Source organism: Bacillus massilinigeriensis (genome assembly GCF_900117315.1).
In the GTDB taxonomy this organism is placed as follows: domain Bacteria; phylum Bacillota; class Bacilli; order Bacillales; family Cytobacillaceae; genus Bacillus_BE; species Bacillus_BE massilionigeriensis.
The window spans coordinates 3,974,145-3,987,916 of the sequence record NZ_LT630337.1; the positions used below are offsets into that span (position 1 = coordinate 3,974,145).

Annotated in this window: 11 protein-coding genes; 1 reads left to right on the forward strand and 10 read right to left on the reverse strand. The window is 38.6% G+C overall.

Annotated elements, in window-relative coordinates:
- Positions 1-102 precede the first annotated feature (102 nt).
- From glpX to BQ6100_RS19620, 5 genes are all read right to left on the reverse strand, one after another.
- The gene (glpX, locus tag BQ6100_RS19600) at positions 103-1,065 is read right to left on the reverse strand and encodes a class II fructose-bisphosphatase (RefSeq protein ID WP_075983205.1); all 963 of its coding nucleotides are present in this window, start codon (positions 1,063-1,065) and stop codon (positions 103-105) included.
- A 73-nt stretch (positions 1,066-1,138) separates the two neighbouring features.
- Entirely contained in the window at positions 1,139-2,425 is a 1,287-nt protein-coding gene (locus BQ6100_RS19605; RefSeq protein ID WP_075983206.1) for a UDP-N-acetylglucosamine 1-carboxyvinyltransferase, read from the reverse strand.
- Positions 2,426-3,130: 705 nt separating this feature from the next.
- Complete coding sequence (gene fsa, locus BQ6100_RS19610; RefSeq protein WP_075983207.1) at positions 3,131-3,772, reverse strand: fructose-6-phosphate aldolase; 642 nt, start codon at positions 3,770-3,772, stop codon at positions 3,131-3,133.
- Positions 3,773-3,943: 171 nt separating this feature from the next.
- Positions 3,944-4,801 (reverse strand): class IIb fructose-bisphosphate aldolase FdaB, encoded by an 858-nt coding sequence (fdaB, locus tag BQ6100_RS19615; protein ID WP_075983208.1) that lies wholly within the window; start codon positions 4,799-4,801, stop codon positions 3,944-3,946.
- A gap of 218 nt (positions 4,802-5,019) precedes the next feature.
- The gene (locus tag BQ6100_RS19620) at positions 5,020-5,391 is read right to left on the reverse strand and encodes a response regulator (protein ID WP_075983209.1); all 372 of its coding nucleotides are present in this window, start codon (positions 5,389-5,391) and stop codon (positions 5,020-5,022) included.
- A 307-nt stretch (positions 5,392-5,698) separates the two neighbouring features.
- On the opposite strand from BQ6100_RS19620, the gene BQ6100_RS19625 reads away from it, so the two are divergent.
- A complete protein-coding gene (locus BQ6100_RS19625; RefSeq protein WP_075983210.1) occupies positions 5,699-6,232 on the forward strand; it encodes a DUF2529 domain-containing protein in 534 nt (177 codons plus the stop codon).
- 519 nt (positions 6,233-6,751) lie between these two features.
- On the opposite strand, the gene BQ6100_RS19630 is transcribed toward BQ6100_RS19625, so the two are convergent.
- The 5 genes from BQ6100_RS19630 to BQ6100_RS19650 all read right to left on the reverse strand — a co-directional run bounded on the left by BQ6100_RS19630 (position 6,752) and on the right by BQ6100_RS19650 (position 13,734).
- The gene (locus BQ6100_RS19630; protein WP_075983211.1) at positions 6,752-8,356 is read right to left on the reverse strand and encodes a CTP synthase; all 1,605 of its coding nucleotides are present in this window, start codon (positions 8,354-8,356) and stop codon (positions 6,752-6,754) included.
- A gap of 250 nt (positions 8,357-8,606) precedes the next feature.
- Positions 8,607-9,158, reverse strand: a complete 552-nt coding sequence (gene rpoE / locus BQ6100_RS19635) for a DNA-directed RNA polymerase subunit delta (RefSeq protein WP_075983212.1) — start codon at positions 9,156-9,158, stop codon at positions 8,607-8,609.
- Positions 9,159-9,306: 148 nt separating this feature from the next.
- A complete protein-coding gene (locus BQ6100_RS19640) occupies positions 9,307-9,528 on the reverse strand; it encodes a hypothetical protein (RefSeq protein WP_075983213.1) in 222 nt (73 codons plus the stop codon).
- 260 nt (positions 9,529-9,788) lie between these two features.
- Entirely contained in the window at positions 9,789-13,055 is a 3,267-nt protein-coding gene (gene icmF, locus BQ6100_RS19645) for a fused isobutyryl-CoA mutase/GTPase IcmF (protein ID WP_075983214.1), read from the reverse strand.
- A gap of 61 nt (positions 13,056-13,116) precedes the next feature.
- Entirely contained in the window at positions 13,117-13,734 is a 618-nt protein-coding gene (locus BQ6100_RS19650; RefSeq protein WP_075983215.1) for a TetR/AcrR family transcriptional regulator, read from the reverse strand.
- Between the last annotated feature and the right edge of the window lie 38 nt (positions 13,735-13,772).

Genomic DNA, 13,772 nt, shown 5'->3' on the forward strand with positions numbered 1-13,772 from the left:
AGAAAAAGTTTTGGGAGAATGTCACATCTTTTTGTATTTTTATTCATTTTTGAGGTTAACCCGGCAGAGGATCACCTGGGTTAACCTCGTTAATGAGTAGCTTTATTTCATTACTAGATTTGGCTTCTTCTTCAAGCTGTGACGGCCTTCGATAAATCGGACAGTTCCTGATTTGGCGCGCATAACGACAGAATGAGTAGAGCCATGAGAGCCTTTAAATTGTACTCCACGGAGCAATTCTCCATCGGTAACACCAGTACCAGCAAAAATAGCGTCATCGCCTTTTACTAAATCTTCCATTAAAAGAACCTTATTTACATCTAAGCCCATTTTTATACAACGTGCTAATTCTTCATCGTTTTGCGGAAGGAGTCTTCCTTGGATTTCACCGCCGAGACATTTTAAGGCTACGGCCGATAGAACACCCTCTGGTGCCCCACCAATTCCAAATAAGATGTCAACGCCTGTATGGTCAAATGCTGTGTTAATTGCACCGGCCACATCACCATCATTGATTAGTTTAATTCTCGCCCCTGCTTCTCGTAATTCAGCAATGATCTGATCATGACGTGGTCGATTTAATACCGTTGCTACGACATCTTCAATATCTTTATTTTTCGCCTTCGCTACTGCCTTTAAATTATCAGTAACAGAAGCATTGATATCAATTTTTCCAACTGCTTCCGGTCCAACAGCGATTTTTTCCATATACATATCTGGAGCATGAAGGAGATTTCCGTTGTCTGCAATCGCTACGACAGCTAGAGCATTCCAGCCCCCTGATGCCACAATGTTTGTTCCTTCTAACGGATCAACAGCAACATCCACTCTTGGTCCAAATCCAGTGCCAAGCTTTTCGCCGATATAGAGCATCGGAGCCTCGTCCATTTCACCTTCTCCGATGACTACTGTTCCTTTCATTGGTACCGTATCAAAGACATTTCTCATTGCGGTTGTTGCAGCATCATCTGCTTCTTCTTTCTTTCCTCTCCCCATCCAACGGGCTGATGCCAATGCTGCTGCCTCAGTCACACGGATCAGTTCCATTGTTAAACTTCTCTCCATTTTTGATTCCTCCCCAATTATTCAACAAGCACTCCTTTTTATGTAAGTCTAGTTGTCTGGCTTGAAACCTCTTTTAGGCGTTTTTCATATGTTCAATTTCTTCAGGTGTTAATGCTTCTCTCCAAACCGTTGCCCCTAGTCCATTGAGTTTCTCAACCAGGTGGCTATAACCCCGATCAATATGCTCGATCCCAGTGATCTCTGATACTCCCTCTGCGAGCAAGCCTGCAATGACTAATGAGGCTCCAGCCCTTAGGTCACTTGCTTTTACCTTTGCTCCCTGAAGTTGTACAGGACCATTGATGATGGCGGAACGGCTCTCTACTTTAATATTCGCGTTCATCCTTCTTAATTCATCAATATGCTTAAATCTTGCTCCATAAATCGTATCGGTCACCATGCTTGTTCCCTCTGCCTTTGTCAATAAGGCAGTAAAAGGCTGCTGCAAATCGGTCGGAAATCCGGGATAAACGAGTGTTTTAATATCCACTGCCTTTAATTTATCCGCTTTCCCGACAAAGACCTGATCGTCACTTGCTTCTATATGAACACCTGCCTCCCTTAATTTTGCAATCAAGGATTCTAAGTGCTGAGGAATAATATTATCGATTAGGATTCCTTCCCCAACTGCTGCTCCTAAAATCAAATATGTACCAGCCTCAATACGATCTGGAATAATCGTATGCCTGCATCCGTGTAAATGCTCAACCCCTTCTATGCGTATCACATCGGTACCAGCACCTTTAATTTTCGCCCCCATGTTTGTTAATAATGTCGCCACATCGATGATTTCAGGCTCTTTTGCAGCGTTTTCAATAATGGTTTTACCTTTTGCACGAACGGCTGCGAGCATGATATTGATGGTTGCCCCAACACTCACAACATCTAGATAGATTCTAGCTCCTATTAGCTCATCCGCCCGTAAATAAATAGCTCCTTGTTCATTTGTTACCCTTGCCCCTAATGCCTCAAAGCCTTTAATATGTTGGTCAATTGGTCTAGGTCCCAAATGACACCCACCTGGAAGCCCTATAACGGCCTTTTTAAATCGACCTAGCATAGCTCCCATCAAATAATAGGAAGCACGAAGCTTCTTCACCTTACCATTTGGTAGTGGCATTGAAACCATCGAAGAAGGATTGACGGTAATGTCGTTATCCTTAAATATAACAACACCACCAATTTCCTCTAATAATGATTTCAAAATATGAACATCAGAAATATCTGGTAAACCCTCAATTGTGACAGGGGAATCTGCGAGAATGGTTGCGGGAATTAATGCTACAGCACTATTTTTTGCACCACTAATTCGAACGGTTCCTTTTAAAGGGTATCCCCCTGCGATCATAAGCTTTTCCATGTTAGACTCCCTTCTACGCCTAATAAGCTTTAGTCATTATGCTCTTTTTAAAATATCAGTACTGATTTACCTGCTAGTTAGTTCAACGTATAATAGAAATTCATATACTGGGGTGCTTTGTCTAGTTCTCTTTCTATTATCATATTTCTCCAACTGTTAACCATACTAATCATTAAAAACGGCAAAGCTTTTACCAAATTGAAAAAGACTATTGCTCTATTAGCATTATCTTCCAATTGTTAAAAGCAAATTCCGACATTATCCTAATCTTTAGTTTACACGAAAAACCATTGTTCATGTGCGGTAATTCGAAAAAGTTTCTCTAATGAATAGAATAAATAATAAAATTCTATATTTTCACTTTAATACTGTTTGGCCGTTAGGTCGACTAAAAAGTTCTGAAATTCTAGTGGAAATGAATCCAATTTTTATAATTTGAAGGAATAGAATAGGGATATTCACCAGTTATTGTGGACACTCGATGGAAAATAAGAAAGGATGCTATCCCAAAGGATGAACCTATCATCAACCTTGATCTACCTAGATTCCTATTCATGAGGAATGCTAGAAAGAAAAAGTGAAGAGGCTCTTCTTTGGGATAGCTTCAAATGGAGAAACATCATCTCAATGAAACGAAATCACCCGGGTATCGGGTCAACCTTTATATGAACTTTAGCTCATATGAAGCACAAATCTAATTAGAATTTAGCGCTTACTCCAATCAGCTAAAAATGCTTCAATCCCTTTATCTGTCAGTGGATGTTTAAACAATTGAAGAATAACCTTATATGGAATAGTTGCAATATGAGCACCTCTTAAAGCTGCTTCAGTTACATGTTGTGGATGACGAATAGAGGCTGCAATTATTTCTGTTTGAATATCATGGATTGTAAAAATATCTGAAATGGTTGATATTAAATCTAAACCATTGTGACCAATGTCATCAAGTCTACCTAAAAATGGCGAAACATAGGTTGCACCAGCTCTTGCAGCGAGCAAAGCTTGATTGGCACTAAAAATAAGGGTAACGTTTGTATGTATACCCTCCTTTGACAAGACATTGACAGCCTTTAAGCCTTCTGGTGTCATAGGAATTTTAACTGTAATATTAGGAGCAATGCTTGCGAGTTCCCTACCTTCCTTTATCATGCCTTCAGCATCAAGTGCAATGACCTCAGCACTTACGGAACCAGGTACAAGCTCTGTAATTTCTCGAAGACGATCATGAAAAGAGACATTTTTTTCCTTAGCAACGAGTGATGGATTGGTTGTTACTCCAGAAACAATTCCAAGAGAATATGCCTCTCTTATTTCTTCCATATTAGCCGTATCAATAAAAAACTTCATTTTTTTACCCCCTCTTCCTTCACCAATAGTCAAGTTTGTAGCAAACCAAATTATGTATAAAATCTATATCTAATCTAAATGTTCCCACTCAACGAAATTTTTAGAAATTAATGAATGAAATTGAAACCGTCTCTTATAAAAAAGACGGTTTCAAACTAGATTTCAGCTTTATTATGCTTTATTAGAAGAACCGAATTCGCGAATTTTGCCAATAACTGTTTCTTTAATAGCTTCACGAGCTGGTCCTAAGTATTTACGTGGATCATATACTTCTGAATCTGCAGCTAATACTTCACGTACGCGTTTTGCAGAAGCAATTTGGTTTTCAGTGTTCACATTGATTTTTGCTGTTCCAAGAGATACAGCCTTTTGAATATCTTTTGTTGGAATTCCAGTACCACCATGAAGAACTAAAGGTAGTCCTGTGATGTTTCCGATTTCTTCCATTTCCTTGAAACCTAATTTTGGTTCACCTTTGTATGGTCCGTGAACTGAACCTAGTGCTGGTGCAAGTGCATCGATGCCTGTACGTTTTACAAGATCTTCACACTCTTTTGGATCAGCGTAAACAATGCCTTCTGCAACAACATCGTCTTCTTGACCGCCAACAGTTCCTAATTCTGCTTCAACAGATACACCTTTAGAATGTGCATATTCAACTACTTTTGAAGTAATTTCGATATTTTCTTCATACGGATGATGAGATGCGTCAATCATAACAGAAGTGAAACCAGCATCAACAGCTTCTTTACATTTTTCAAAGCTAGAACCATGGTCTAAATGAATAGCAACAGGAACAGTAATATTTAAGTCTTCCATTAAACCTTCAACCATTTTTACAATTGTTTTAAAACCACTCATATAACGAGCTGCACCTTCTGATACTCCAAGGATTACAGGTGATTTTTCTTCTTCAGCAGCTTGTAGAATGGCTTGAGTGAATTCTAGATTGTTTATGTTGAATTGTCCTACAGCATACCCTTCATTTTTTGCTTTAATAAGCATTTCCTTCATAGATACTAAAGGCATTATATTTTTCCTCCTTCATTGATGATTGTCCTCAGGTGCAAATATTTCTAAATAAGTTTACCCTATTTGGGTAAGATTATGTAACATTTAAGATTGAAAAGAGTAGAAGACGAATCATCTAATTCATTTGTAATCATACCAAATTGAAATAGGAATTTCTATTAAACATTCCATTTTTTATGAAGTGTCATAATTTCGCTATAAAGGAAGCGCTACCATTAGCTGAGGTGTACCGGTAAGTATTTTCTCACTGCTGCACGAATATCATCAATATCAAATGGTTTTGCAAAATGCGTAAGAGCACCAAGATCCTTGGCCTCCTGAATCATATCTAGTTCTCCATATGCGGTCATGATAATGACACGTATGTCTGGGTCAATCATTTTCATTCTCTTTAATATTTCAATCCCGTCCATTCCTGGAATCTTCATATCTAGGAGGACTAAATCAGGTAAATCGGTTTTTACAATATCAAGAGCTTGTACTCCATTTGCTGCTTGAAAGGTCCTATATCCTTCCTTTTGAAGGACTTCATTAAGGAGGATACGAATGCCAAACTGATCGTCTATTATTAATATTTTCCCTTTCATTAAGCCACCTCTTCTCTATTTATAGAAATTTCCTAGATGAAAACTTTTCTATGGAGATAAACCTTATTATTCGGGTAATTCAAGCATCCTTTTCTCATATCCATTTACTTCTATTTCACCCACTGATTTTCCTGCATGCTTACAAACATTTTTTACTGTTTTCATATGATTTACTCAACGGTATTTGTGGCTTGAATTCGTATGTTCTGAAGGTCTCTTGTTTATTTCTCTTTGAGCATTTTACCTTCAATCAAATTTTCTCTATAATCAATGTTTAGAACAGAATGAAAAAAGGATGTGCAAAAAATTGCTAAAAATGTTTACTACTCAGCTTCAGGGCTTGTTTAAGCGAATTCAGGAAAAAGAGGAAATGGCGATGGAAGACGGTGCTCGTTTACTAGCACAGGCAGCTATTGGGGAAGGTAAAATTTATATTGTTGGAATAAATGAAATGAAGGCAGTTGAAATAGAGGCTCTATACGGTGCAGAGCCATTTAAGGGTGTCTATGAATGGCAAGGGATTGAGAGCATTTCAACCCTAACCAATGCCGACCGAGTAATTCTTATTTCCCGCTTTTCCCATGATGAACAGGCTTGTCAAATTGGGCAAGGACTATCGGATAACAATATTCCGTTTGTTTCTATTTCTAGTGAAATCTCTTCTGACCAATCGAGTTTGGTCCAGCTAGCGGATGTTCATATTGATTTACGACTAACCAAGGGGCTTTTACCAAATAATGAAGGCAATCGATATGGCTTCCCTTCATCCATGGCCGCACTTTTTGCTTATTATGCTCTAAAATATACTTTGGAGGAAATTTTGGAGGAATATGAGGATTAAATGTTATCAGGCTAGATAACTGTGGAATTTGGCTTGTGAAATACTGGTGTTTTGGGAATTCACTTACGGACACTGGTTCCGTTATTTCAGTTTTTAGGCATGGAATTTTGAGTTCTACGGACTCTCCTTCCGTTATTTAATTCATTTGACGTGTTTTTTCTGTTATTTTCAACCAATAGTGGATTCCCTGTCCGTTACTTTCCCTTATTTGCCTGTTTTTATTAATTTAGCGAATCCTGTGTCCGTTATAGTTCCACCTGGTTTATCCTTAATTCCTTTACGGACACCGGTTCCGTTATTACTAGACTCGAGATTAATACATCTCCTTAACTGGCGCTAGTTCCAATATTTACCATTATCATTTTTCAGCTATCAATGACTTGAGAGCCAATAAAATGATAGGAAAAAGGCTGTCCCATAAGTCGTCTAGCACCACTAAACTTCTATATCACCTTGATACTAGATATAGTGCTTGGGTGCCTGGCAACTTCACTTTTGGGTCAGCCTTTTTATTTACTGTTATTTTTCACTCATTTTTAAGGACGCTTCAACGAAGTCTCTAAATAGAGGCTGTGGTCTCGTTGGTCTTGAGGTAAATTCAGGATGGAATTGTGATGCTACAAACCAAGGGTGGTCCTCTAGCTCAACAATTTCAACTAGACGGCCGTCAGGGCTTGTACCAGAGAAGATAAATCCTGCTTGTTCCATCTCTTGACGATATTGATTATTAAATTCGTAGCGATGACGATGACGCTCATAGATAACTGAATCATTGTAGGCAGCGAATGCCTTTGTCCCTTCTATAAGCTTACAAGGATATAATCCTAGACGCAAGGTACCACCAAGATCCTCGATATCCTTTTGTTCAGGTAATAAATCGATAATTGGATGCTTAGTATTAGGGTCGATTTCTGCAGTATGTGCTCCATCTAGCTTTAATACATTACGAGCAAATTCAATAGAAGCAAGCTGCATGCCTAGACAAATTCCCAGGAATGGCTTTTTGTTTTCACGAGCATATTGGATTGCTAGAATTTTCCCTTCTATTCCGCGGTCTCCAAATCCACCTGGAACTAGAACACCATCCACCTCGTCCAACAATTCCTTCACATTGTCTGCTGTTACATGCTCGGCATTAATCCATTTTATTTCAATGTCACTATCAAATGCATATCCAGCATGCTTTAATGATTCTACAACGGAAATATAGGCATCTTGTAATTCAACATATTTACCTACAAGGCCAATTTTCGTTTTTCGAGATAAATGAACAACTTTATCAACAAGCTTTTTCCATTCAGTCATATCCGCTTCATGGCTTTGAATTTTCAAATTGTCGCAAACAATTTGGTCAAAATTTTGCTCTTGAAGTGCCAATGGAATGGTATATAAAGTATCTGCATCCTGACATTCAATTACAGCTTTTGCGTCGATATCACAGAACAAGGCAATCTTGTCCTTCATATCTTGAGTCATTGGCATTTCCGTACGAACGACAATCACGTTTGGTTGAATACCTAAGCTTCTTAATTCCTTCACGCTGTGCTGAGTTGGTTTTGTCTTCATTTCACCTGCTGCCTTAATATAAGGAACAAGAGTACAGTGAACATATAAGACATTATCGCGTCCAATATCACTTTTAATTTGGCGAATCGCTTCAAGGAATGGCAATGATTCAATATCCCCTACTGTTCCACCAATTTCAGTGATGACCACATCAGCATTCGTTTCTCTTCCGGCACGGAAAACACGCTCTTTGATCTCATTCGTGATATGCGGAATTACTTGAACAGTACCACCTAAATAATCTCCTCGACGTTCTTTCTTCAGTACTGTTGAGTAGATTTTTCCAGTTGTGACATTGTTGTACTTTGTTAAATTAATATCAATAAAACGCTCATAATGACCTAAGTCTAGATCCGTTTCAGCTCCGTCACCTGTAACAAATACTTCCCCATGTTGATATGGGCTCATCGTACCCGGATCCACGTTAATATATGGATCAAATTTTTGAATGGTTACACTTAATCCACGGTTCTTTAAGAGTCTCCCTAGACTCGCAGCGGTGATTCCTTTTCCAAGTGATGACACAACCCCGCCAGTTACAAAAATATACTTTGTCATGTAAATTCCCCCTTAGATACAGTTTGCACAATTGGTCACTATTTAAAATAAAGACTATTGTTAAAATAATAGTTTGGTTAGGGGGTAGCAATAAAAATTATTCCGTTAACCTTTTGTAAAAAAAAACAAAAACGCCCTCTTACTTTTCAGTAAGGGAGCGCTATTTTAGCGTATTATCATTATCGTTCCTTTTTTAAGGAGCCCAAAAATTATTTTACAAGCATAAAAATTAAAAGTCAAGATGATTCAATTATCGATCTTCATCTTCCTCATCTAAATCCAGTTCCTCATCGTCAAGGTCTTCATCATCTAAATCAAACTCATCTTCTTCTAATAGATCTTCATCTTCATCTTCTTCATCTAAATCATCTGTTAGAAGGTCATCATCACTATCTTCTTCATCATCAAACTCTTCAGTTTCATCTATATCAAGCTCTTCTTCATCAAGATCATCAAAGTCTTCCACTTGTTCTTCTTCATCTTCAACAACCTTTTTCGCCTTTTTCTTCTTCGATTTTACAGGAGCAACAACTTCATCTTCTATTTGATCTACTGGATACCAAACACGAAGGCCCCAACGATTTTCCCCTAACGCGATGAAGCGACCGTCTATATTTAAATCCGTATAAAACTGTGCGATTTTTGCTCTGACTTCCTCATCGGAAAGATTAAGGATTTTCTTTATTTCCTCCATAATCTCACTAAAAGAGACCGGCTGCTTATTCCCCTCTAGCATTTCATAGCAAATTTCGATAAAAGACATTTCTTGCAACTGTTCCGTTGAGTACTTTTCCAAACTCATTATGGCACTTCCTTTCTCAAGACACTCCTCGAACGAACATATAAATGTAATACTCTCATTTCTTGCTAAAATAAATTTATCCATGATTGCATATTCTTCATTATAAACAAAAAATTGGGGTTTATGCTAGTTCTATCTATTGTTTCACTTACTTTTTTCCGAGTTCTTTTTTGTTTGCTATTCTCCAATATTTTCGGCCGATGCGATTCTCTTTTTCACGATATGCATATTTGAAACGTTGATTCCATGCTAAGGAAAAGAAGAATACAGACAATATTAAAAAACCAATTGCACCTAGCTGCCGTTGATATAGGTAGTAGGTCGCGATTATGAGGCCTACGAAAGCTGCAAAAAGAAATAAACGTTTCACCCTTCTCACTTCCTAAATAGGTTCAAAAAAGTTTAAGTATGCTTACGTGTTTATGTATATCAGCCTTTATTGGCAATTGAACCCTTCATTCTTATTTTGATTATACAGGAATTAGAGAAAAAAATGATTACTTTAATCATATTTCACTTTAAAAATAGTTGATATGAAATTATTCCCCTAAAGTAGTTTGGTCAGATGTCTTCAATCTGAATCAGGAAAGACCTGATATTAGATTAAGGAAATCTGACCAACTCTATTTTTTACATATTTCTTCTATATTGGCCTCCTACTTCATATAGGGCCCTTGTTATTTGACCTAGACTTGCAACTTTCACTGTTTCCATTAATTCTGCAAAAATATTGCCCCCATGGATAGCTGTTTCCTTTAGTTGATTGAGCGCTCCTGTTGCTTTGTCCTTGTTACTTGTTTGAAATGCTCGCAAGTTGTGGATTTGAAGCTCTTTTTCTTCCTTCGTTGCTCGAGCTAGCTCCATATTATCAACAGCCTCTTCTGATGGTGGGTTTGGGTTTAAGTAGGTGTTCACTCCGATGATAGGTAGCTCACCAGTGTGTTTCTTCATTTCATAGTACATGGATTCATCTTGAATTTTTCCCCGTTGATATTGCGTTTCCATTGCACCTAGTACCCCACCACGGTCATTGATGCGATCAAATTCCTGTAATACCGCCTCCTCTACTAAATCAGTTAGCTCTTCAATAATGAAGGATCCTTGAAGAGGATTCTCATTTTTTGTTAAACCGTGCTCTTTTGTAATAATCATTTGAATCGCCATCGCCCGTCTGACTGATTCCTCTGTTGGTGTCGTAATCGCTTCATCATATGCATTTGTATGAAGAGAATTACAATTATCATGAAGGGCCATAAGCGCCTGTAAGGTCGTTCGAATATCATTAAAGTCTATTTCCTGAGCATGGAGTGAACGCCCAGAGGTCTGAATATGATATTTAAGCTTTTGACTGCGTTCATTCGCTCCATATTTCTCTCTCATGACTGTCGCCCATATGCGGCGTGCCACACGCCCGATAACCGTATATTCTGGGTCCAGCCCATTGGAGAAGAAGAATGAAAGATTTGGTGCAAAATCATCAATATGCATTCCTCTGCTTAAATAATATTCCACATAGGTAAAGCCATTAGATAGGGTAAAAGCCAGCTGAGAAATTGGGTTCGCTCCCGCTTCTGCAATATGGTAGCCGGAAATAGATACCGAATAATAGTTTCGCACCTTGTGGTCGATAAAGTACTGCTGAATATCTCCCATCATTCTTAAGGCAAATTCCGTTGAAAAGATACAGGTATTTTGCCCTTGGTCCTCTTTTAAAATATCTGCTTGCACCGTTCCTCTTGCCGTTTGCAGTGTAAAAGCCTTTACTTCCTCGAACTCTGCATCAGATAGGCTTCTTCCTAATTCCTTTTCCTTCTTTTCTACCTGCTGTTCAATGGCTGTATTCATAAACATAGCAAGAATAATCGGTGCAGGTCCGTTAATGGTCATAGAAACTGAGGTTGACGGATGACATAAGTCAAAGCCCTTGTATAGCTTTTTCATATCCTCAAGGGTACAAATGCTAACTCCGCTTTCCCCTACCTTCCCATAGATGTCGGGACGATAATCTGGGTCTTCACCATACAGTGTAACAGAATCAAATGCTGTGCTTAAACGTTTCGCCGGGTCATCCTTTGACAGGTAATGAAAGCGACGGTTCGTTCTTTCTGGTGTTCCTTCTCCTGCAAACTGACGCTTTGGATCTTCTCCCTCACGTTTAAAAGGAAATACACCTGCCGTATAAGGATACTCTCCAGGGACATTTTCCTTGTATACCCATTTTAGAATTTCACCATAGTCCTCATATTTTGGTAAAGATACCTTAGGGATATGAAGCCCTGATAAGCTTTTTGTTTTTAAGACCGTGACGATTTCCTTGTCGCGAATTTTCGTAACAAACTGATTCGCATTGTATTTTGCTTTTCTTTCTTCCCAGGTTTGTAAAATTTGCTTAGATTCTGGTGTAAGCTGAGCTTCTATCTCTTTCTTTATTGCATTAAGTGAGGCTAATACTTCCTCATTTGCTTCTCTTCCTTTAACTGCTTCGATGGCACCTTCAAGCTGGAATAGTTTTCGTGCGGTTTGAACTTGTTGATTGGCTTTTTTATGATAGTTTCTAACGGTATCAGAAATCTCTCTTAAATAGTAGCGACGTTCATTGGGGATAATGACATTTTGTTTTTCTACTTGGGTATGTTTACTAAAGGTTGTTGACCAGTTGGTTCCGGTCTTTTCATTGATTTTTTCAATTAATGCAGCAAATAGGGCGTTTGTTCCTGGGTCGTTAAATTGACTGGCAATTGTCCCGTAGACTGGCATGTTCTCATATTCCTGATCAAATATGGCTCGGCTTCGCTGATATTGCTTTTGCACTTGGCGTCTGGCATCCTCTGAACCCTTCCGCTCAAATTTATTGATAACAATGAGGTCAGCAAAATCAATCATGTCTATTTTCTCTAACTGTGAAGGGGCACCGAATTCACTTGTCATTACGTACATGGAAAGGTCACAGATTTCTGTAATCTCTGCATCTCCTTGACCGATACCGCTTGTTTCCACAAGAATTAGATCAAAACCTGCTGCCTTAGTTACTGTAATTGCATCTTTGATTGCTAGACTTAACTCATTTTTTGATTTTCTTGTAGCTAAGCTTCTCATATAAACGCGAGGTGAAAAGATGGCATTCATTCGGATGCGGTCTCCGAGAAGAGCGCCACCTGTTTTTTGTTTCGTTGGGTCAACAGAAAGAATCGCTACTCTCTTTTCAGGAATTTCATTTAGAAAACGACGGATCAATTCATCAGTTAGAGAGCTTTTTCCTGCTCCACCTGTACCGGTGATACCGATGACTGGAACTGATTTTTCTAAGCTCTTTATTTTTCCTAAGATTGTTTCAACCGCTGCTGCTTCCTCTTGTAAAACCTCGGTATGATTTTCGGCAAGTGAGATGAGCTTGGCAATCGCATTAACTTCTCCCTTTGGAAGTCTGGCAATATGCTCTGATGCTTCTCCGGAAATGGTTGGATGATCACATCGTTCAAGCATAATATTGATCATTCCTTGGAGACCAAGTGTTCTTCCATCCTCTGGTGAAAAAATCCTTGCGATGCCATAATCATGAAGCTCTTTAATTTCCCTTGGGATGATTACACCGCCACCGCCGCCAAAAATTAGAATATCCGGTGCACCTTTTTCTTTTAATAAATCATACATGTATTTGAAGTATTCAACATGTCCGCCTTGATAGGATGAGATGGCAATTCCTTGCACATCCTCTTGAATGGCTGCATTGACTACTTCCTCGACAGAACGATTGTGGCCTAAATGAATCACTTCCGCTCCACTTGCTTGCAGTATTCTTCTCATAATATTAATAGAGGCATCATGCCCGTCAAAGAGACTTGAAGCAGTGACAAAACGAATATGATGCTTCGGTTTATATACTTGTACTTGGTCCATAATTTTCCCCCTATCCCCTAATCATTCTATAGTTAACGTAAAACCCATGAATATAGTGATTTTACTTTATACCTTTAATTATCAAATCCGTTTGAAGCTCAATGTATTCTTCTAGTGTATATATTTTTTGAAGATACCAACGTCTAAAGCTCCACATTTGACCTTGGACAAAAATATTATGTGCAAGCATTTTTACTTGTGTTTCTGTTAATTGCAATTCTCCATTCTCGACACAAACCCGGATTAGCTTCTCAAACATCGCAACCATTTGCATTTCCTTTTTGAGAACATATGGAAGAGCGTCTTTAGTAAGGGATTTGGCCTCTTGATACATGACTAGTACCTCATCCTGCATTTCATCGACGATTCGGAAATAATCAGAAATCCCCTGCTTTAAGCTATCAAGCGTTCCATGATTCGTATTTATATCCTTTTGCAGCCGCTCGCGAACTTCATCATAAATCGAATCACAAACAAGGTAGAGAACATCCTCTTTTTTGCGGATATATTCATATAGCGTTCCTATGCTAAATCCTGAGGCCTTCGCAATTTCTCTCGTTGTCGTCCGATGAAACCCCTTTTGTTTGAAAAGGGTGATTGCCCCTTTAATCATTTGATTTCGCCGCATCTTTACTAGTCGTTCATCCTTAACTGACGCATGAACTTCACGTTTTTCCATGTAATCCCCCTTTAGGGTGACAGGCACCATCCATTTAT

Bases quoted from the DNA above. Each gene is read 5' to 3' on its own strand.
- glpX (WP_075983205.1), bottom strand. From the start codon at position 1,065: ATGGAGAGAAGTTTAACAATGGAACTGATCCGTGTGACTGAGGCAGCA.
- BQ6100_RS19605 (WP_075983206.1), bottom strand. From the start codon at position 2,425: ATGGAAAAGCTTATGATCGCAGGGGGATACCCTTTAAAAGGAACCGTT.
- fsa (WP_075983207.1), bottom strand. From the start codon at position 3,772: ATGAAGTTTTTTATTGATACGGCTAATATGGAAGAAATAAGAGAGGCA.
- fdaB (WP_075983208.1), bottom strand. From the start codon at position 4,801: ATGCCTTTAGTATCTATGAAGGAAATGCTTATTAAAGCAAAAAATGAA.
- BQ6100_RS19620 (WP_075983209.1), bottom strand. From the start codon at position 5,391: ATGAAAGGGAAAATATTAATAATAGACGATCAGTTTGGCATTCGTATC.
- BQ6100_RS19630 (WP_075983211.1), bottom strand. From the start codon at position 8,356: ATGACAAAGTATATTTTTGTAACTGGCGGGGTTGTGTCATCACTTGGA.
- rpoE (WP_075983212.1), bottom strand. From the start codon at position 9,158: ATGAGTTTGGAAAAGTACTCAACGGAACAGTTGCAAGAAATGTCTTTT.
- icmF (WP_075983214.1), bottom strand. From the start codon at position 13,055: ATGGACCAAGTACAAGTATATAAACCGAAGCATCATATTCGTTTTGTC.
- BQ6100_RS19650 (WP_075983215.1), bottom strand. From the start codon at position 13,734: ATGGAAAAACGTGAAGTTCATGCGTCAGTTAAGGATGAACGACTAGTA.